At 72.4% G+C, this 18,767-nt stretch carries 18 protein-coding genes; 14 read left to right on the plus strand and 4 right to left on the minus strand.

Annotated features, from left to right (window positions below):
* Nucleotides 1-45 precede the first annotated feature (45 nt).
* From ACIA5D_RS38495 to ACIA5D_RS38520, 6 genes are all read left to right on the plus strand, one after another.
* Complete coding sequence (locus ACIA5D_RS38495; protein ID WP_396035421.1) at nt 46-1,431, plus strand: NYN domain-containing protein; 1,386 nt, start codon at nt 46-48, stop codon at nt 1,429-1,431.
* Between the two features lie 76 nt (nt 1,432-1,507).
* Nucleotides 1,508-1,726: a hypothetical protein gene (locus ACIA5D_RS38500; protein ID WP_396035422.1), complete on the plus strand. Its 219-nt coding sequence runs from the start codon at nt 1,508-1,510 to the stop codon at nt 1,724-1,726.
* Nucleotides 1,727-1,748: 22 nt separating this feature from the next.
* The gene (locus ACIA5D_RS38505; protein WP_396035498.1) at nt 1,749-3,005 is read left to right on the plus strand and encodes a M48 family metallopeptidase; all 1,257 of its coding nucleotides are present in this window, start codon (nt 1,749-1,751) and stop codon (nt 3,003-3,005) included.
* The gene (locus ACIA5D_RS38510) at nt 3,005-4,135 is read left to right on the plus strand and encodes a glycosyltransferase family 4 protein (protein ID WP_396035423.1); all 1,131 of its coding nucleotides are present in this window, start codon (nt 3,005-3,007) and stop codon (nt 4,133-4,135) included. The genes ACIA5D_RS38505 and ACIA5D_RS38510 overlap by 1 nt, the downstream gene beginning before the upstream one ends.
* 219 nt (nt 4,136-4,354) lie before the next feature.
* Complete coding sequence (locus tag ACIA5D_RS38515) at nt 4,355-6,355, plus strand: ABC transporter ATP-binding protein (protein WP_396035424.1); 2,001 nt, start codon at nt 4,355-4,357, stop codon at nt 6,353-6,355.
* Nucleotides 6,356-6,405: 50 nt separating this feature from the next.
* Nucleotides 6,406-7,116, plus strand: coding sequence for a TlpA family protein disulfide reductase (locus ACIA5D_RS38520; protein WP_396035425.1), 711 nt, complete (start codon nt 6,406-6,408; stop codon nt 7,114-7,116).
* A gap of 145 nt (nt 7,117-7,261) precedes the next feature.
* On the opposite strand, the gene ACIA5D_RS38525 is transcribed toward ACIA5D_RS38520, so the two are convergent.
* Entirely contained in the window at nt 7,262-8,491 is a 1,230-nt protein-coding gene (locus ACIA5D_RS38525) for an MFS transporter (protein ID WP_396035426.1), read from the minus strand.
* Between the two features lie 66 nt (nt 8,492-8,557).
* Here ACIA5D_RS38525 and ACIA5D_RS38530 point away from each other — a divergent pair, with 66 nt between their 5' ends.
* Together ACIA5D_RS38530 and ACIA5D_RS38535 are read left to right on the plus strand one after the other, a co-directional pair.
* Complete coding sequence (locus ACIA5D_RS38530; protein ID WP_396035427.1) at nt 8,558-9,067, plus strand: MarR family winged helix-turn-helix transcriptional regulator; 510 nt, start codon at nt 8,558-8,560, stop codon at nt 9,065-9,067.
* A gap of 45 nt (nt 9,068-9,112) precedes the next feature.
* Nucleotides 9,113-9,526 (plus strand): DUF4395 domain-containing protein, encoded by a 414-nt coding sequence (locus tag ACIA5D_RS38535; RefSeq protein ID WP_396035428.1) that lies wholly within the window; start codon nt 9,113-9,115, stop codon nt 9,524-9,526.
* Here ACIA5D_RS38535 and ACIA5D_RS38540 read toward each other — a convergent pair.
* Entirely contained in the window at nt 9,523-10,191 is a 669-nt protein-coding gene (locus ACIA5D_RS38540) for a response regulator (RefSeq protein WP_020512124.1), read from the minus strand. The genes ACIA5D_RS38535 and ACIA5D_RS38540 overlap by 4 nt on opposite strands.
* A gap of 7 nt (nt 10,192-10,198) precedes the next feature.
* Nucleotides 10,199-11,893, minus strand: a complete 1,695-nt coding sequence (locus tag ACIA5D_RS38545) for a GAF domain-containing sensor histidine kinase (protein WP_396035429.1) — start codon at nt 11,891-11,893, stop codon at nt 10,199-10,201.
* 81 nt (nt 11,894-11,974) lie between these two features.
* Here ACIA5D_RS38545 and ACIA5D_RS38550 point away from each other — a divergent pair, with 81 nt between their 5' ends.
* The 6 genes from ACIA5D_RS38550 (at nt 11,975) to ACIA5D_RS38575 (ending at nt 17,320) form a co-directional block, all read left to right on the plus strand.
* Nucleotides 11,975-12,427 (plus strand): SRPBCC family protein, encoded by a 453-nt coding sequence (locus ACIA5D_RS38550; RefSeq protein WP_396035430.1) that lies wholly within the window; start codon nt 11,975-11,977, stop codon nt 12,425-12,427.
* A gap of 14 nt (nt 12,428-12,441) precedes the next feature.
* Nucleotides 12,442-13,470 carry a hypothetical protein gene (locus tag ACIA5D_RS38555; RefSeq protein ID WP_396035431.1) on the plus strand — a complete coding sequence of 343 codons (1,029 nt, stop codon included), beginning with the start codon at nt 12,442-12,444 and terminating at the stop codon, nt 13,468-13,470.
* A gap of 21 nt (nt 13,471-13,491) precedes the next feature.
* Nucleotides 13,492-14,442, plus strand: a complete 951-nt coding sequence (locus ACIA5D_RS38560; RefSeq protein WP_396035432.1) for an ROK family glucokinase — start codon at nt 13,492-13,494, stop codon at nt 14,440-14,442.
* A gap of 47 nt (nt 14,443-14,489) precedes the next feature.
* Nucleotides 14,490-15,134, plus strand: a complete 645-nt coding sequence (locus ACIA5D_RS38565) for an endonuclease/exonuclease/phosphatase family protein (protein WP_396035499.1) — start codon at nt 14,490-14,492, stop codon at nt 15,132-15,134.
* 78 nt (nt 15,135-15,212) lie between these two features.
* The gene (locus ACIA5D_RS38570) at nt 15,213-16,556 is read left to right on the plus strand and encodes a flavin-containing monooxygenase (protein ID WP_396035433.1); all 1,344 of its coding nucleotides are present in this window, start codon (nt 15,213-15,215) and stop codon (nt 16,554-16,556) included.
* Nucleotides 16,553-17,320: an alpha/beta hydrolase gene (locus ACIA5D_RS38575; protein WP_396035434.1), complete on the plus strand. Its 768-nt coding sequence runs from the start codon at nt 16,553-16,555 to the stop codon at nt 17,318-17,320. Before ACIA5D_RS38570 ends, ACIA5D_RS38575 begins: the two co-directional genes overlap by 4 nt.
* Here ACIA5D_RS38575 and ACIA5D_RS38580 read toward each other — a convergent pair.
* Nucleotides 17,317-18,753, minus strand: coding sequence for a trehalose-6-phosphate synthase (locus ACIA5D_RS38580; protein ID WP_396035435.1), 1,437 nt, complete (start codon nt 18,751-18,753; stop codon nt 17,317-17,319). The two genes, ACIA5D_RS38575 and ACIA5D_RS38580, sit on opposite strands and share 4 nt — an antisense overlap.
* Between the last annotated feature and the right edge of the window lie 14 nt (nt 18,754-18,767).

The following is an 18,767-nucleotide window of genomic DNA, read 5'->3' on the forward strand; positions in this document are numbered from 1 at the left end:
TGCTTCGACAAGCTTTTCTGCTGCCCACGGTGTGAGAATGGGTAGATGTCCGAGCCTTCGTTTCCCGGTGACCGCCCCGCGGAGGAGGGCGCTGTTGCGGCGGAGCTCGCTCAAGACGTCGATTTTGTCCCGGAGCCGGTCCTTCCCGAGCCGGTCCGGCAGCGGATCACCACGCTCGCGGCCGCGGCCCTGCCCGGGCTGCCCGGTGACGAGATCCCGGTCGCGCTACGGCGGGTCGCCCGTTTCGCCCCGAATCGCAGGGCTCGGCTCGGCGGCCGTGAGATCGCCGCGCAGCTCACCTCCGACCCGCTCTTCCGCCAGCGCATCAGCGGCCGGGTCGTCACCGAGGCGGGCGACCTGGGCGCCGCCGTGTCCTCCGGGATGGCCCCCGCCGCCGCCGACCCGGTCGAGGTCGCGGCGCTGGCCTACCTGGCGCGTCCCGAAGGCTGGCGTGACCTGATCGAGGGGGCGGGCGACGCGGTCCGGGCCGAGGCCGACAGCGCCGCGGTCGCGTCCCAGCTGCGGGAGGCCGAGCAGCGCGCCGTGCGTGCCGAGCATGACCGCACGGTTGCCAAGGTCGAGGCCGACAAGCTGCGCGACGAGATCGCCCGGGTCCGTGAAGAGCTCGGCCAGCTGCGCGAGGAGGCCCGGACGGCGTCCAAGGCGCTGCGCGAGGCGCAGGCCGGGCAAAAACGCGCGAACGATCTGCTGGCGACGGAGAAGGGACGCGCCTCGCGCATCGCGGCCGATCATGATGCAGAGGTACGGCGGCTGAAGACACGCCTCGCGGAGGCGGAGGCGCAGGCCGCCACCGGCAAGCAGAGCGCCAAGGACGCGCGGGCCGCCGACGACGCCCGGCTCTGGCTGCTCATCGAGACGATCGGGCAGGCCGCCTCGGGGCTGCGGCGCGAGCTTGCCCTCGGCCCGTCCGACAAGATGCCGGCCGACTTCGTCGCCGACGCCGTGGCCGACCGGCCCGGCTCGCCCGAGCGGTCCCGCGCCCGCGCCCAGGACACCGACGACCCCGGCCGCCTCGACCAGCTGCTCGCCCTGCCCCGGGCCCACCTGATCGTGGACGGGTACAACGTGACCAAGCGCGGCTTCGCCGAGATGTCCCTCGAGCAGCAGCGCAAGCGCCTGATCACCGGGCTGGGCGGGATAGCGGCCCAGACCGGCGACGAGATCACCGTGGTTTTCGACGGCGCCGAGCGGGTGCACGGGCTGCCGCCGGCGCCCCGGGGCGTACGCGTGCTCTTCTCCCGCAAGGGCGACACCGCCGACGAGCTGATCCGGCAGCTGGTGCGGGCCGAGCCCGCCGGGCGGCCCATTGTGGTGATCTCCTCGGACCGTGAGGTGGCCGACGGCGTGCGCCGGCACGGCGCCTACCCGATGGGCGCCGACTCCCTTTTGCGCAGGCTGGCGCGCTCCTGAGCTTTTTTGTCGTACCCCTCGCCTAGCGTGACGGTCACCGATGGTGGTCACCGTGCCACCCGGGTGAGGAGGAGTGATGATCGTCGACTGCGGTCGCTGCGCCGGTCAGTCCGACGCGTGCCGGGGTTGCCTGGTCAGCGCGCTGCTGGACACCCCCGATGGCATTGCCGACCTGACGCCCGGCGAGCTCCGGGCCATCGAGACGTTCGAGCTGGCCGGCTTCGACGTCGAGATCCTGGAGACCCCGGAGCCCCCCGTGGTCGTCCCGATGTTCCCCAACCGCCACGTAGCGTGATCTCTCTAGGATGTGGCGGATGATGACGTCGCGGGCCTGGGCGGTGGGCACCCTCGTTGTGTTGATCGTGGTGCTCGCCGTCTTCGCCGCCGTGTCCATCCCGTGGCATCGCCCGCCCGCGCCGCGGGCCGACCAGCTCGCCGCGCTCGGCTCGCTGCCGGCCGACAAGGTCGAGCGGGGCCGCCAGTTCCACTCCGACCTGCGCCCGGGGTCGTACGGCGCGATGGCGATCGGGCTGCTCGTCGCGCTGGTGCTCGGGCTCACGCCGCTCGGCGCGTGGCTGGTCACCCAGGCCGGCCGCCCGTTCGGCGGCAACTGGGTCGCGCAGGCGGTGCTCGGTGGCCTCGTGGTGGTGCTGGTGGGCGAGGTGGTGACCCTGCCGTTCGCGGCCTGGCGGCACATCATCGTGGTGCGCTACGGCATCTCCACCCAGTCCTGGGGCGCCTGGACGGTCGACCTGCTCAAGGGGTTCGCGGTCGGCGCGGTCATCGGCGCGGTGGCGTTGCTCGGCTTCTACACGATCACTCACCTCGCGCCGCGCTGGTGGTGGGCGTTCGGGGCGGTCGGCGCGGCCGCCCTGGTGGTGCTGCTCTCGTTCGTGCTGCCGGTGGTGGTCGAGCCGGTGTTCAACAAGTTCACCCCGATGGCCGACGGCCCGCTGCGGGTTTCGCTGCTCGAGTTGGCCGAGCGCGACGGCGTACCGGTGCGTGACGTGCTGGTGGCCGACGCCTCCCGGCGAACGCGCGCGGTGAACGCGTACGTTTCCGGTCTCGGCCCGACCCGGCGCATCGTCGTCTACGACACCATGCTCACCGAGGCCACACCCGACGAGGTCGTCTCGGTGGTGGCGCACGAGCTCGGCCACGCCAAAGACAACGACGTGCTGATCGGCACGGTCCTGGGCGCGTTCGGGGCGGCCGTCGCGGTGATCGCGCTGTTCCTGCTCGGCTCGTGGGGCGGCCTGCTGCGCCTCGCCGGCATCGACTCGATCGGCTCGCCGCGCGGCATCGGCCTCATGCTGGCGGTGGTCACCGTGGTCGGGCTGCTGGCCGGCCCCGCGCAGGCGTACGTCTCGCGCACCATCGAGGCCCGCGCCGACGCGCACGCGCTGGCCCTGACCGGCGATCCCGCCACGTTCGAGGCGATGCAGCGCCGCCTCGGCACGGTGAACCTCTCCGACCCCGACCCACCGACCTGGGAGTACGTGATCTCCGCCTCGCACCCGTCCACGGTGGAACGGATGGCCGCCGCCCGCGCCTACGCCCGGGGCGAACGCTGATGGGGCGCACCCTGCTCGTCACCAATGACTTTCCGCCGCGGCCGGGTGGCATCCAGCAGTTCGTGCACAATCTCGCGGTCCGGCAGCCGGCCGGCTCGGTGGTCGTCTACGCGTCGACCTGGAAGGGCGCCGGGAAGTTCGACGCCGAGCAGCCGTTCGAGGTGGTGCGCGAGCAGACCGGAGTGCTGCTGCCCACCCCGGCGGTCGCCAAGCGGGCCGCCACGCTGGCCCGGGCACACGGCTGCGACCGGGTGTGGTTCGGGGCGGCGGCGCCGCTCGGGCTGCTCGCCGACGGCCTCCGGCGGAACGCGGGCGTGACCCGCGCGGTCGCACTCACGCACGGCCACGAGATCGGCTGGGCCGCGCTGCCCGGCGCCCGTGGACTGCTGCGGCGCATAGCCCGCGGCAACGACGTGGTGACCTACCTGGGGGAATACCAGCGAACGCGGCTCGACCGCGCGCTGCACGGCCTGACGCATCTCGAGCGGCTCGCGCCGGGCGTCGACGTCGACGCCTTCCACCCCGGTGTCGATGGCTCGGCGGTGCGGGCGCGCTACGGCCTCACCGACCGCCCGGTGATCGTCTGCGTGTCCCGGCTGGTGCCGCGCAAGGGGCAGGACATGCTGATCCGCGTCCTCCCCGCGGTCCGCCGGCGGGTGCCCGGCGCCGCACTGCTCCTGGTGAGCGGCGGACCGTATCGGGCAAAGCTCGAGCGCCTGGCCCGCGAGCAGGGCGTCGAGTCCGATGTGGTCTTCACGGGTTCGGTCCCGTGGGCCGAGCTGCCGCGGCATTACGCGGCCGGCGACGTGTACGCGATGCCGTGCCGCACCCGAGCGGCGGGCCTCGACGTCGAGGGCCTGGGCATCGTCTACCTGGAGGCGTCGGCTACCGGCCTGCCGGTCGTCGGCGGCGATTCCGGCGGCGCGCCCGACGCCGTCCGTGCGGGCGAGACCGGCTACGTGGTGGGCGGCCACGATCTTGAGGCGCTGACGTCGCGCCTGGTCGAGCTGCTCGCCGACCCGGCGCGGGCCAAGGCGATGGGCGCGGCCGGCCGGGCGTGGGTCGAACAGGAATGGCGCTGGGAAACCCAGGCGGCCCGCATGGCCCACCTGCTCGATCCCGCGACCTGACCGAGGCGCGACTCCTGCGCATCTCGGCGGCCAGGAAGCGCAGGGACAGCGTGAGTGAACCGGGAGGTAGCCGGAACTTGATGGACGGGAGTGCGGGGGCGGCGTAGGAAGGGCGGTGAGCTTCCGGTCACGCTCCGCCCGGCGGGCCGTCCGTACGCCGGCGTGCCCGAGACGCCGGGGTGGAGCTCGCACTGAGGGATCCCGAGACGGAGCCTCCCGATGCCGGACGCCTCTCCCGACACCGAAGCAGCCCAGTCCGAAGCAGCCCAGCCCGCCGAAGCAGCCCAGCCCGCCGAAGCAGCCCAGCCCGCCGAAGCCGATCGCGCCGGCTACGCCGAGCGGGACATCCAGCGCGAGATCGAGAAGGGCGAGCTGGATCTGCCGCATTGGCTGACCAGCTACGAGGAGGCGGCCGGCACGCCGTTCCTGCGGACGCTGCGGCGACTGCCGGCGCTGCTCAAGGAGGCGTGGCTGCTCGCCTGGCGGGCCGACCCGCTTGCGACCGCCGCGGTCGGGCTCTTTCAGATCGGCACAGGCGTGGCCAGCGCGGTGGGGCTGATCAGCGTGGTTGGTGTGTTCGACGGGCTGCTGCAGGCCGGACCTACCCCGGAGCGCGTGCGTGCGGCCGTACCCTCGCTGCTTCTGCTTGTCGGTGCGGCCTGCGTGCGTGGCGCGCTCACCGCGGCGGCCGCGGCGGCCAACGGGCGTCTTGGGCCCAAGGTCTATCAGGCCGCCGAGATGCGGTTGCTGGAGCTGACCACGCGGGTCGATCTGTCGACGTTTGACGATCCGAGCTGGCGGGACGCCCTCGAACGGGCCCGCCACCGGGGGATCAATGCGGCCGAGCAGCTCGTCGACCGGGCGATCGAGCTGGCCACCAACCTGGTCGGGATCGCGGCGGCGGCGAGCGTGCTGGCAGTGCTGCATCCGATCCTGCTGCCGCTGCTGGTGCTGTCGGTGCTTCCGGTGGCGTGGGCGGCGGTACGGTCGGCTCGGCTCGAACGGCGGCGGGTGCTGCGGCTCATCGCGGTGTGGCGGCGGCAGGGGATGCTGTTCGAGTTGCTCGCGGCCCGGGAGCCGGCGCCGGAGTTGCGGGCCTTCACGCTGCGCGACTTCCTGCTCGACGAGGTGCGCCGGCTGGTCGGGATCTCGACCGCCGAGGAGATCCGGGTCAACACGCGGCGGGTGCGCACGTCGCTCGTCGGCACGGCGCTCAGCGCGATCGCGACCGGACTGACCTATGCGGTGCTGTTCTGGCTGCTCTGGACCGGGCGGGTGGAGCTCGCGGCGGGCGGGGCGGCCGCCTATGCGATCAACATGGGGATCGGGAAGCTGCGCGAGCTCACCCTCACCGCGAACTTCGTCTTCGAGCAGGGGCTCTACTTCGACGACTTCCGGGGCTTCTGCGAGCTGTCGCTCCAGCGCGCCGAGCCGACGCCGGGCGGGGTGGCGCCGAACGGGTTTCGCGAGATCAAGCTGGACGGGGTCACGTTCCGCTATCCGGATGCCGACCATCCCGCCGTACGCGAAATCAGCATGACCCTTCGCGAGGGTGAGGTGATCGCCCTGGTCGGGGAGAACGGCTCCGGGAAATCGACGCTCGCGGCGGTGATCGCCGGGCTGTACCGGCCGCAGGACGGGGTCGTGACCTGGGACGGTGTCGACGTGAGCGAGATCGACCCGGAGTCGCTGCGGGAGCGGGTCTCCGTCGTCATGCAGGAGCCGACGCGGTGGCCGCTGTCGGCCGGCGCCAACATCACGATCGGGCGGCATGATCGGGAGGTGGTGACTTCGTCGGTGCACGAGGCGGCGCGGGCCGGGGACGCGCACGACTTCGTGATGGAGCTGTCCCGGGAGTACGAGACCATGCTGTCGCGGCACTTCCGCGACGGCGCCGACTTGTCGGGTGGGCAGTGGCAGCGGCTGGCGGTCAGCCGGGCCTTCTATCGGGACGCGCCGCTGCTGATCTGCGATGAGCCGACCGCGAATCTCGACGCCCGGGCCGAGCATGACGTGTACGAGCGGCTGCGGGCGCTGGCCGCCGGGCGGACGGTCGTTCTGATCACCCATCGGATGGCCTCGGTGCGGGACGCGGACCGGATCTACGTTCTCGATCATGGAGCGGTCGTCGAGCAGGGGGACCACGCGGAGCTGATGGCATCGGGCGGGATTTATTCCCAATTGTACGCACTTCAGGCGAGCGCATATCAATCGGCGTGAGTCCCGTCGCACCGGGCCGCGCGGCAACTTTCGCGTGGCAGAGTCGTCTCATGGACCCGCTGGGTGTGGCTGTCATCGTTGCCGTGCTGATCGTGGCCACGACGTTCGGTCTGTGGCGGCGGCGCACGGACGGCATCATCCGCGACGAGGTCGCGGACAAGAAGCGGCGTCGCGAGATCTTGGAGGCGGCCGGGCTCGAGGTCGTCGAGCTCCCGGATCATTCGTCGCCCACGGCGGTGGCCACTACTGCCGCCAAAGCGGCGTCGACGGCGGCGGCCGCCGCGGTGCAGGGGACGCACAAGCAGCCGGCCGATCGGCATCTGTCGGTGTCGCGTGACCCTTCCGCCTCGCCTTCTGCCGCGCCCGCTCCGGTCGTGGTCCCGGATCGGGAGGAGGAGCCGGGCGTCGTCTCGGCGGCGGATCCGAGCGCTGCCGGTGAGCGCCTCTCGCCCGGCCTGCTGGAACGGCTCGGGGTCGGGCCGGCGCCGGTCACGCTGCTGCAGTTCTCGTCGGCGTTCTGTGCGCCCTGCCGGGCGGTGCGGCGGGTCAGCTCGGAGGTCGCCGATCTGCTCCCCGGCGTTCAGCACGTCGAGGTCGATGCCGAGAGCCACCTGGATGAGGTGCGTGAGCTGGGCATCTGGCGCACCCCGACCCTGCTGATCGTGGACGCCGAGGGGCGCGTGGCGAAGCGGGCCACCGGTGTCCCGAGCAAGCCGCAGCTGGTCGCGGCGATCGCCGAGCTGCTCCCGGCCGCCGACTGAGCCCCGCAGCGCTCGGCGTGGTGCGAAGGATCGGGAGTTGCTGCGTGCCCCGCGCGTGAAGTCATCAAGATCGCGCAGGAGCGCGCGGGGGCGGGGCGCGGCGCAGGAGCGCGCCGGGGACGCGGGCGCCAGTGGGTGGGCGCGGTCAGGCCGTGGTGGACTCCAGGAGCTCGGGCGGGGTGTGTGCGGGCGAAGTGTCCGACGCCCGGGTCAGGGTGCGGGCGCCAGGAATCAGGAGCTGGGAGGCCGCCGACGCCAGCAGGATGCCGGCGCAGACGATGAGGACCGGGTTCAGGCCGAAGCGGGCCGAGAGCGGCCCCGCCAGGGCGTTGCCGATGGGCATGGCCATGAACGAGGTCAGCGTGTCCCACGACGCCACGCGGCCCAGGGCGTTCTGGGGGATGCGGTCCTGGATCGCGGTCTCCCAGGCCACGTCGAAAAAGATCAGGCCCGACCAGCCGATGATCGCGCCGGCCAGGACGGCGGTGAGAGTGGCCGGCCAGACGTACGCGAGAGCCCAGAGCGGCATCAACATCAGCGTGAGCCAGCCCGCCCGCAGCAAGCGACGCGGTTTGAAGCGCAACGCGACCGCCGCGCCGATCATGCCGCCGAGGCCCTCGGCGGCGGCGATGAAGCCGGCCGCGGAGGCGCCGCCGAGGCGCTGGATGGCGATCACCTGGACCAGGACGAGGATCACGCCGTTCGCGACGTGGTAGACGGTGGCGCCGAACAGGCCGCCGAGGAGCCAGTCGCGGCTGCTGATCTCGCGCCAGCCGGCGCCCAGCTCGCGGAGCATCGACGAGCGCGGGCCGCGAGTGGCGCGCGTGCGCAGCAACAGGCACGCCGCCATCGAGGCGAGGAAGCTGACCGCGTTCACCGCGAAGCCGGCCGGCGCGCCGAAGGCCGCCACGGTGAGGCCGCCGAGCGCGGGACCCGCCACCGAGCTGCCGGTCTGCAGCATGCTCAGCGTCGCGTTCGCCGACTGCCGGCGATCGACGGGGACCAGCAGCGGGCGCAACGCGGTCATCGCCGGGTTGAAGAAGCTGCCCGCCCCGGACGAGATCGCGGTGAGCGCGCACAGCAGGACCAGGTGGTAGCCGCCGCGCGAGAACATCAGCGCGATCGCGGCCGCGCAGATCAGGCGAACGAGGTCGGAGACGACCATGACGCGCTGCGGCTGGAGCCGGTCGGCCCAGACGCCGCCGAACAGCGAGCAGGCGAGCAGCGCGGTGAACGAGCAGGCCATGACGATGCCGAGGTCGCCGGCGCCCCCGCCGGTCTGGACGATCGCGACGGCCAGGGCGACGGTCTGGAAGCCGTTGCCGATCCAGGACAGCGTCTGGCCGGCGGCGAGCAGGCGGAAGTCGGAGAGCATGTCGGCGAGATTAGTTCGGCGTCAAACTATTCGCAATCTAAATATCGGGCGTGGAACAATGGTCACATGACAGAGGAGCGGGACGGGGTGGACCACCACGTGGCGCGGTGGGCGGCGTTCTGGAAGGACGATCCGCGGTTCGCGCCCGAGATCGAGGGCGCCCTGGTGCGGATGTACGACATCACCAAGTGGGCCCGCCGGCAGGACGCGGCCGCGTTCGCCGGCAACGAGGACTTCACGATGGAGGACTACAAGACCCTCCACGCGCTGATGGTGCAGCCCTACCCGACCGAGGCCACTCCGGCGCAACTCGCCGACGCCACCCACGTGACCCGGGCCGCGATGACCAGCCGGCTCGACCGCCTCGTCGCGGCCGGCCTGGTGACCCGCGAGGTCGACCCCACCGACCGGCGCCGGGTGCTGGTGCGGCCCACGGCCAAGGGGCGTGAGCAGTGGGACAAGCACATCTTCGAGGGCATGTCGCGCGACCGGCAGCTGATGGGCGCGCTCTCGCACGAGGAGCTGGTCGAGCTCAACGTGCTGCTCCGGAAGGTCGTGCGTTCCCTAGAACACTAATCGGACCAGTAGAGATTGAGCGCGCGCTCGTCTTTAATGACAAACATGGAACTCGATCCCCGCGGTCAGCGCTTCGCCGCGGCTCTGACCAGCGTCGTTCTCGTCGCGGTCCTGGCCACCGGCTGGGGCTGGCTGGCGCTCGCGCAGACCGCCATCTTCGCGATCACGGCGCTAAACCCCAAGCAAGGGCCTTACGCGTACGTGTACCGCGCGCTGATCTTGCCCCGACTGGGCCCGCCGACCGAGCGCGAGCCCGCCGCCCCCGTGCGTTTCGCCCAGACCGTCGGCTTCGCGTTCCTGGCCGTGGCCACGGTCGGGTATCTCACCGGGCTGACCGCGCTGGGCGTGGTCTCAGCCGCGTTCGGATTGCTCGCGGCGTTCCTGAACGCGGCCTTCGGCCTCTGCCTGGGCTGCGAGGCATACCTGGCCCTCCGGCGCCTGACGGCGCAGAAGGCCTAGAACTTCGGGGCGTCGGGCGCCTCGAGCAGACCCAGCCGCAGCGCCGTCATCAGCGCCTGCGCCCGGTTGGCCGCGCCCAGCTTCTCGTACAGCTTCGAGATGTGGGTCTTGGCCGTCGACTCCGAGACGAACAGCTGCTTGGCGATGCCCGCGACGCTCATCCCGTCGGCAAGCAAGCGCAGCACCTGGCCCTCGCGTGGCGAGAGCTGCGGGCCCGAGGGGGCGAGCCGCCGCTTCATCGCCTCGGCGAGGTCGGCCGCGGTGAACGCGCTCGGGGCCGAGGCGGCGTGCCGGGCGGCCGCGACGACCTCGTCGGCGGGCGCGGTCTTGGGCACGAAGGCGCTCGCCCCGGCCTCCAGCGCGCCGAACAGCTGGTCGTCGCCCGCGTACATGGTGAGCACGACGATGCCCATGTTGGCGTTGTTCTTGCGCAGCGCCTTGGTCGCCTCGAGACCGCTGCCGTCGGGCAGGCGGAGATCCATGATCACGACGTCGGGCTGGAGAGCGCCGGCCTGGCGAACGGCCTCGGCCGCCGTGGCCGCCTCACCGACGACCTCGAACTGGCGGTCGCGCTCGAATGCGTGTCGCAGCCCCTTACGAATCAGGTCGTGATCGTCGACGAGAAGGACCTTGGTGCGCGTGGTGGGCGCAGGACTGGTCGACATGCCTGAGTTACTCCCCTTCTGGAGCTGGAGCGGAAACGCTATCCCGCACGCTATCGCGCTTACCCGGCGATCCGAGCACTACGGCCACGGTTGTCCCGCTGGGGTGTCGCGGCGTGATCTTCAGTCGGCCCCGGATCCGTTCCGCACGCTCGGCCATGATGGTCAAGCCGTAACGACCGTCCGGGCGGTCGTCGGCGAAGCCCTTACCGTCGTCGGAGACCTCGATCTCCGCGTACGGCGGGTCCACGGTGCAGGTAACCCATAGATTAGAGGCACCGGCGTGTTTCCGCGCGTTGGTGATCGCCTCCTGGGCGATGCGCAGGAGCTCGGCCTCGGTCGCGGCGGGCAGCCGTGCGGTGGATTCGTCGAAGGTGAAGTGGACGCGCAGGCCCGCCGAGGTGCCCAGGGTGCGGGCGTACTCGGCGATCGCGGCCGCGAGGCCGCCGTTGCGATCCACCTCGGAACGCAGCTCGAACAGGCTGAGCCGCAGCTCGGTGATGACCCGGGTGACCTCGTTGCGCAGGGTTTGCAACTCTTCGGCGGTCTCCTCGGCGCCCTCGGGCAGGGTCGCCTGGGCGTTGTCGATGCCGTACCCGACCATCACGAGCTCTTGCGCGACGCCGTCGTGGATCTCGCGGGCCAGGCGCTGACGCTCCTCATTGGTGGCGAGCGAGCGGACGTCGTCGAAGAGCAGGGCGGCCTCGAGCCGGATGGCGGCCGGCTCGGTCACGCCTGTCACATCGAAGACCACAGATGAAGGGTACGCGTTCGCGACGTCCGCTTCGAGGATGACGAGGCCGATCGTGCGTACTCCGGCGACGAGCGGGACGACGAGCGACGAGACCTCGCCGCGGCGGCTGGACCGGCCCTGCGAGCGGCTGGCCACCTGTGGCTGCTGGGTGGCCCAGGCGTCGGCGATCGCCGAGTCGGAGTCGAGCGTCGTCTCCCAGTCGACCCGGTCGGCGCCGGTCTGGGCGAGCACCACGAGCCGGCCGCCGCCGCTGGTCGACAGCACCGCGGCGCGATCGCCGGGCGCGACCAGGCGAAGCTCCTCGAGCAGGTGCTCGGAGATGCCGCCCGGATCCAGCGTGGCCCCCGGTAGCGAGCGGGCCACGCTGCGCAGCTGGGTGAGCAGGCGGGTGGCTTCCGCGTACGGCTGGGGGGTGGGCTCGGCCGGCTGCATGAGCTGGCGCATCGTGTCGGCCGCGAACGTGACGATCGCGCCGAGCACCAGCCACTGGCCGCAGGCCGCCAGGAAGCCGGGCTGGGAGATCGGGCTGACGTCGCCCAGCCACACGCCGCCGGCCACCATCGAGACGGCCGCGACGCCGAGCAGCGCGGCGCCCTCGGTGGGCCGCCGGCGCAGCGCGGCCGAGAGCAGCGGGACCGCCAGATAGGGCAGCACCGCCTCGGCGCCGAAGCCGGCATCCACAGTGCCGGACGCGTCGGCCGCCGCGGCGATCGACCCGGCCGCGAGCCCGACGATCGCGACCTCGGCGAACCGGCCGAGCGGCGCGAGGACCGGGTGCTCGGGGGCGAGGAACGCCGGGAGGGCGGCGACCACCAGCAGGGCGATCCAGCGCAGCTGCGCCAGGTCTTGGGTGGCGATCAGGGTGAGGGCCGCGACCAGCACCAGCATGATGACGCGCGCGGTCACCGCGAGCGGTTGGACGCGCGGGGAGACACTGGCAAGCACCGGCACCTGACGGATGGTAGTCGCCGCTGCAAGATGGGGCTCGGCCCGGTCGGCGGGAATGTCGGAGGGACGGGGTAGCCTCCGTTCATGGCGGATACCTCGACGCAGTCGATCCAGGTCCATGCGCCCGTCGACCGCGTGGCCGCGGTGATCTGCGACTTCCCGCGCTACCCCGAATGGGTCGACGCGGTCAAGCAGATCGAGGTCCTCGAGGAGTACGAGGACGGCTACGCCGCCCGGGTGCGGTTCGTGATCGACGCCGCGGTGATGGCCGACGACTACACCCTCGAGTACGCCTACGCCGACGACCTGACCCGCATCGAGTGGCACCTGGTCGAGCCGTCGAAGACGCAGAAGTCGCAGCAGGGCTCCTACGACCTGGCCGACGACGGCGACGGCGCCACCACGGTGACCTACTCGCTCGAGGTCGAGCTCTCCATCGGCATGCTCGGTATGTTCCGGCGCAAGGCCGAAAAGATCATCATGGACACGGCGCTGAAGCAGCTCAAGCGCCGGGTCGAGAGTCTTCCGGCGAGCTGAGCGGGTGAGTAGCCATGCCTGAGTCGGCAGGGAACGCGGCGCACGGTTCGGCGTCCGGCTCGGCGCGCGAGGAGGCCGAGCGGCTGATCGCCGCGATGATCGCGATGGCGGCGGGTGCTGCCGCGGCGAGCGATTCCTCCGGTACGCGCGACGCGCTCGGCGCCGGCCTGTCGGGCCTCGCCGAGACGCTGACCGGGGTCGTCAACCGCATCGCGAGCGCCGGCCAAGACAGCGAGCACAAGGGCAACCAGGGCGAGCACAAGGGCAACCAGGGCGAGCACACGGGCAACCAGGGCGAGCACACGGGCAACCAGGGCTGGCACAAGTCATCGGGCTGGGCCACCGGCAGCGCCGAGTGCTGCGTCTGCCCGGTCTGCCGGGCCATCGCCGCGGTGCGCGACCCGAGCCCCGCCACGGCGGTGCGGCTCGCGACCGGGGCCGGCGACGTCGCCTCCGGCGTGGCGAGCGTGATGCGCGGCCTCTCGTCGGTGTTCGGCGGCATCTCGAAGCGCCCGGCCGAGCCCGCTCCGCCCCCGCCGCCGAGTGCGGCCGAGGCGTGGTCGGCGGCCACGCGAGTCGCCGAGCCCGCCGGTCCGCCGGCGCCGAAGAGCTCGGACGAGGCGGCCGCGGCCGGGCTCGATCCGTGGGCGGCGGCATCGGCGGCGAGTGCGGCCACCGCCGGCGAGGAGCGGGCCGCGGCGCAGGCGGCCCGGCGCAAGGCGGCCGAGGAGGCGCGAGCGGCCGCGGCGGAAGCGGCTGGGCGGGTGGCCGAGGCCGCCGCGCAGGCGAAGGCCGCGAAGGCCGCGAAGGCCGCGAAGGCCGCAGAGATGGGGGACACGGCGCCCGGGGGCGGGAGCTCCGGCCGTACGCCTCCTAGGTTTGATGTGTGGGCCGCGGCCACCGCCGAAGCGGGTGTTGACGACGTGGCGCGACCCACGGCGGTGGATCATGATGGCCTGAGTCATGATGCCCGGGGCGCCGAGGCGCCCGCGAAGCGCGACGACGAGGCGGGCGACGCGGCCCCCGGCGACGACGCGGTGTGAGCAGTAAGCAGAGGAGACAGCGTGGCGCTGACCATCGGAGTCGACGTCGGCGGCACCAAGGTGGCCGGCGGGGTGGTCGACGAGCACGGCACCGTGCTGGCGTCGAACCGACGTGACACCCCCGCCGACGATCCGGCCGGCACCCGGGACACGATCGCCGAGGTGGCAGCCGAGCTGGCCAAGGAGTTCCCGCAGGCCACCGCGATCGGCATCGGCGCGGCCGCGTGGATCGACGCGCCCGGCGCGACCGTGCTGTTCGCACCCAACCTGGCGTGGCGCGACGAGCCGCTGCGCGACTACGTGAGCAAGGCGGTCGGCCTGCCCACCGTGCTCGAGAACGACGCGAACGTCGCGGCCTGGGCCGAGTTCCGGTTCGGCGTCGCCCGGCACGCCGACGACTCGATGGTGATGATCACCGTGGGCACCGGCATCGGCGGGGGCATCGTGCTCGGCGGCAAGCTGTGGCGCGGGGCGAACGGCATCGCCGGCGAGCTCGGCCACATCCAGTCGGTGCCCGACGGCCACCCGTGCGGCTGCGGCCGGCTGGGCTGCCTCGAGCAGTACGCGAGCGGCAACGCCCTGGTCCGGTTCGCCCGGGCCGGCGCGCGGCAGGAACCGGAGCGCGCCGCCCAGCTGCTCGAGCTGTCCGGCGGCGACCCGCTGGCGATCACCGGCCGGCAGATCACCCAGGCGGCCCGCGACGGTGACGGCGTGGCTCGGGACGCGTTCGCGCAGATCGGCTACTGGCTCGGCGTGGCGATGGCCGACCTCGCCCAGGCCCTCGACCCGCAGATCCTCGTGGTGGGCGGCGGCGTGGTCGACGCCGGCGACCTGCTGATGACGCCGACCCAGACCACCTACCGCGACCAGCTGAAACAGCGCGGCCGGTTCCCGGTCGCCGACGTGGTGGCCGCCGAGATGGGCAACACCGCCGGAGTGGTCGGCGCGGCCGACCTGGCCACGCGGATCTGAAGCTTCAGGAAAGAGGGACAACGGTGTCCGGGGTGCCGCTACGGGTGATGAGCTACAACGTCCACGGCCTCAAGGACGACCGGGCGGCCCTGATATCCATGATCCGCGAGGCCGACCCCGACGTGCTGGTGGTGCAGGAGGGGCCGCGCCGGTTCCGCTGGCGTCACAAGTGTGCGGCGCTGGCCGACGACACCGGCATGGTGGTGGCCGCCGGCGGGCTGCCCGCCCTGGGCAACCTCGTGCTGGTGAGCATGCGGGTCAAGGTGCACGAGACGTGGTGCATGCGCTTCCCGCTGACCCCGGGGCGGCATCTGCGCGGCGCGGCGTTCGTGCGCGGCTCGGTGCGTGGCGGCCGGTTCACCGTCTCGGGCTCGCACCTGGCCACCGATCCGGCCGAGCGCCCGTCCCAGGCGGCGCTCTGGAAGGAGGCCCTCGACGGCATCGAGGGCCCGGTGATCGCCGCCGCCGACCTGAACGAGGGCCCGGGCGGCGGCGCGTGGCGGACGGTGGAGGACGGCCTGGTCTCCTCGGGCGCGGGGCACTTCACCTTCCCGGCGACGCTGCCCGCCCGGCTCATCGACGGCCTGTTCGTGACCCCCGACATCACCATCGAGAAGTACGAGGTCGTGGCGTCCGACCTGGCCCGCCGGGCAAGTGATCATCTTCCGGTTCTGGCAGAGCTGAGGCTCTAGCCTTCAGTCCGGTCACGGGTGGCGGGTGGGGCGGTCGGATGGCTTCCGCATAGCGCCGCGTTCTGGCAGTATCCCCGCGTGCACGACACTCCGGACATCGCCGACCGTCGGGACGCGGTGTGCGTCATCGGCGCCGGCGCCAGCGGTCTCGCCACCATCAAGAACCTGCGCGAGCACGGCTTCGCCGTCGACTGCTACGAGCGCGAGACGTCGGTCGGCGGTGCATGGAACTGGCGGCACGACCGCAGCCCGGTGTACGCGAGCACCCACCTGATCTCGTCCCGCCCGCTGACCGAGTTCCCCGACTTCCCGATGCCGGACAGCTGGCCCGACTACCCGCACCACAGCCAGGTGCTGTCCTATCTGGAGCGGTACGCCAAGCACTTCGGCCTCGGCGAGCACATCTGGTTCGGCACCGAGGTGGTCTCGGCCGTGCCGGTCGGCGACGGCCGCTGGGACGTGACCACCCAGTCGACCGGCGGCGGCTCGTCCCGCGTGCAGCGCTACGCCGCGGTGGTCGCCGCCAACGGCCACAACTGGTCGCCGCTGAAGCCCGAGATCCCCGGCGAGCCCCGCGGTCAGGTCATCCACTCGGCGCAGTACAAGGACCCGGCCCAGCTGCGCGGCCGCAAGGTGCTGGTGATCGGCGGCGGCAACACCGGCTGCGACATCGCCGTCGAGGCCGCCCAGCAGGCCACCACGGTCTGGCACTCGACCCGCCGCGGCTACTGGTACGCCCCCAAGTACGTCCTCGGCCGCCCCGCCGACCAGGTCAACGATCGCCTGCTCAAGTGGCGGTTGCCGCTGCGCCTGCGGCAGTGGCTCTACCGCCGCACGCCGGCCATGACGACCGGCGACCTGACCCGCTTCGGGCTTCCGCAGCCCGACCACCGGCCGTACGAAAGCCACCCGGTCGTCAACTCGCAACTGCCGTACTTTCTGGGGCACGGCCGGATCAAGCCCGTTCCGGACGTGGCCCGCTTCGCCGACGGGAAGGTGGAGCTCGCCGACGGCCGGCGCATCGACCCGGATCTGGTGATCACGGCGACCGGCTACGTCCCGCGCTTCGAGTTCCTCGCCCCCGAGCTCCTCGACACCGAGCCGGACGGCCGTCCCGACCTGCACCTGCACGCGTTCGCCCGCAAGCACCCTACGCTCGCCGTGGTCGGCCTGCTCCAGCCGGACGCCGCTCTGCTGCCGCTGGCCCACTGGCAGAGCGTCGCGGTGGCGCGCTGGCTGCGCCTGCGCCACGACGATCCGGTACGCGCGGCGGCCGTGCAGCAGAAGGAGTCGGCCCGCCCGGTCGGCAGCTGGGCGAAGCGCCGGGTGGTGCCGAGCCGCCGGCATTGGTTCGAGGTCGATCACCTCGACTATCTGTTGGCCATCGATGGTTTGCTGCGCGAGATGGAGCCGGCCAAGTGAGCGACGAGATTCTCCGCTGGGCGGACTGGACGTCGCCGGTCCTGCCGGTCGAGCGCGAGGTCGTGTCCCGCCTGGTCGAGGGGGAGGCCGGGCAGTCGCCGCTGCTGTTCGTGCCCGGTCCCGGCCGCGGCGCCTGGGCGTTCGCCGAACGCTGGCTGGGCCATGCGGCCAACCGGGGTTTCCCGGCGCATGCGCTGACCCCGCGCGAGGGCGGCGACCTGCGCGCTCACGTGCACGACGTGCGGCAGGTGGCGGCGTCGCTGCCGCGGCAGGCGGTGCTGATCGGGCACGGCTTCGGAGCGTCGGTGGTGGCGCGGGCGCTGGCTCGCTATCCGGCTCGGGCCGCGGTTCTGGTCGCTCCCGTTCTGTCCAAGTGGGGCGCCATCGGCGGCGGATTCAAGACCAATCCCATGGGGACGATTCCCGCGGTCTTCGGCGGACGAATGCGCCTCAACCGGCGGCAGTTGTTCAGCGCCGCGCTGGCCACCGAGGAAGCCGACGACTATCTCGCGAGAATGTCGTCTTCTTATCTGTTCAACGTGAAAAATCCCGGCAGGGCGGTGGGGGATCCGCCGGTGCTCGTGGTGGGGTCGCCGGACGATCGGGTGGTGTCCCGCAAGGCGCTCGACCGCACGGCGGCGGCGTACGGCGGCGCGCCCCTGCTCTTCCCGGGCATGGGCCACGACATGATGCTCGACGCCGGCTGGGCCGAGCCGATCGACGCGATCCTCGACTGGCTGACCAAGGAGCTGACGGCGAGCTAACTGCGGGCCAGCGTCTTGCGCTGCCGTGGCAGGTGGCGGGCCAGCCGCCCGGTCTGGTCGAGCGACGTCAGGTACGCCCGGGCCCACGCGTGGATGTCGTGCGAGGTGATGTGGGCCCGCATCGCCGACATGCGCCGCGCCAGGTCGGCCGGCTCGGCGTCCAGCGCCTGGAGCAACGTCTCCTTGAGGCCGTCCACGTCGTGCGGGTTGACCAGGAACGCGTCCTGGAGCTCGGCTGCCGCCCCAGCGAACTCGCTGAGCACCAGCGCGCCGGTGTCGTCGGCGCGGGCGGCCACGAACTCCTTGGCCACCAGGTTCATCCCGTCGCGCAGCGGCGTGACCACCATGACGTCGGCGGTCTGGTAGAGCGCCGCCAGGTCGGCCCGGTCGAACGGCTGGTTGAGGTAGTGGATCGCCGGCTCGCCCACCCGCCCGTACTCGCCGTTGATGCGGCCCACCTCGCGCTCGATGCGGTCGCGCAGCCCCCGGTAGCTCTCGACCCGTTCCCGGCTCGGCACCGCCACCTGCACCATCACCATGTCGCGCACCTTGACCCGCCCGTCGCGCAGCAGCTCGCTGTACGCGGTCAGCCGGTGCTCGATGCCCTTGGTGTAGTCGAGCCGGTCGACGCTCAGCAGCACCTTCTTGTGCGCGCCGAGGTCGTGCCGCAGCTGCCGGGCCTGGTTGCGCACGTACGGCCGGGCCGAGAGCGATTCCATCTCGGCCACGTCGATCGAGACCGGGAACGCGCCGGTGCGCACCACCCGGCCGCCGACCAGGATCTTGTCGTCGGCGCCCTCGGCGCCGAGGAGCTTGACGGCCAGCTGGGCGAGGTTGTGTGCGGCCTGCTCGCGCTGGAACCCGACCAGGTCGGCGCCGAGCATCCCGCGCACCAGCTCGACCCGCCGGGGGAGCTGCATGAACAGCTCGGGCGGCGGGAACGGAACGTGCATGAAGAAGCCGATCAGCAGGTCGGGCCGCAGCTCGCGCAGCAGCTGGGGTACGAGCTGGAGGTGGTAGTCCTGCACCCAGACCGCGGCGCCGGGCTCGGCCACCTCGGCGGCGGCCTCGGCGAAGCGGCGGTTGACCGAGCGGTACGTCTCCCACCAGCCCCGGTCGAAGACCGGCGTCTCGACGGCGTCGTGGTAGAGCGGCCAGAGCGTCGAGTTGGCGAAACCCTCGTAGTAGCCCCGCAACTCGTCCTCGCTGAGCGACACCGGGCGCAGCCGCAGCGTGCCGATGTCGGGCAGGACGGGCGCCACACCGACCCCGCCGCCCCAGCCGACCCAGGTGGCCGGGGTCTGTTCGAGGATGGCGTGCAGGGCGCTGGCGAGCCCGCCGGGGCTGCGACGCCACTCGCAGGCGCCATCGGGGGCGGCGTTGTCGTCGAGCGGGAGACGGTTGGCGACCACGACCAACGAGCTCTGGCGCATCACCGAAGGTTACC

This window comes from Actinoplanes sp. NPDC051513, from assembly GCF_044454685.1.
In the GTDB taxonomy this organism is placed as follows: Bacteria; Actinomycetota; Actinomycetes; order Mycobacteriales; family Micromonosporaceae; genus Actinoplanes.

Bases quoted from the DNA above. Each gene is read 5' to 3' on its own strand.
- ACIA5D_RS38495 (WP_396035421.1), top strand. From the start codon at position 46: ATGTCCGAGCCTTCGTTTCCCGGTGACCGCCCCGCGGAGGAGGGCGCT.
- ACIA5D_RS38500 (WP_396035422.1), top strand. From the start codon at position 1,508: ATGATCGTCGACTGCGGTCGCTGCGCCGGTCAGTCCGACGCGTGCCGG.
- ACIA5D_RS38505 (WP_396035498.1), top strand. From the start codon at position 1,749: ATGACGTCGCGGGCCTGGGCGGTGGGCACCCTCGTTGTGTTGATCGTG.
- ACIA5D_RS38510 (WP_396035423.1), top strand. From the start codon at position 3,005: ATGGGGCGCACCCTGCTCGTCACCAATGACTTTCCGCCGCGGCCGGGT.
- ACIA5D_RS38515 (WP_396035424.1), top strand. From the start codon at position 4,355: ATGCCGGACGCCTCTCCCGACACCGAAGCAGCCCAGTCCGAAGCAGCC.
- ACIA5D_RS38520 (WP_396035425.1), top strand. From the start codon at position 6,406: ATGGACCCGCTGGGTGTGGCTGTCATCGTTGCCGTGCTGATCGTGGCC.
- ACIA5D_RS38525 (WP_396035426.1), bottom strand. From the start codon at position 8,491: ATGCTCTCCGACTTCCGCCTGCTCGCCGCCGGCCAGACGCTGTCCTGG.
- ACIA5D_RS38530 (WP_396035427.1), top strand. From the start codon at position 8,558: ATGACAGAGGAGCGGGACGGGGTGGACCACCACGTGGCGCGGTGGGCG.
- ACIA5D_RS38535 (WP_396035428.1), top strand. From the start codon at position 9,113: ATGGAACTCGATCCCCGCGGTCAGCGCTTCGCCGCGGCTCTGACCAGC.
- ACIA5D_RS38540 (WP_020512124.1), bottom strand. From the start codon at position 10,191: ATGTCGACCAGTCCTGCGCCCACCACGCGCACCAAGGTCCTTCTCGTC.
- ACIA5D_RS38550 (WP_396035430.1), top strand. From the start codon at position 11,975: ATGGCGGATACCTCGACGCAGTCGATCCAGGTCCATGCGCCCGTCGAC.
- ACIA5D_RS38555 (WP_396035431.1), top strand. From the start codon at position 12,442: ATGCCTGAGTCGGCAGGGAACGCGGCGCACGGTTCGGCGTCCGGCTCG.
- ACIA5D_RS38565 (WP_396035499.1), top strand. From the start codon at position 14,490: ATGAGCTACAACGTCCACGGCCTCAAGGACGACCGGGCGGCCCTGATA.
- ACIA5D_RS38580 (WP_396035435.1), bottom strand. From the start codon at position 18,753: ATGCGCCAGAGCTCGTTGGTCGTGGTCGCCAACCGTCTCCCGCTCGAC.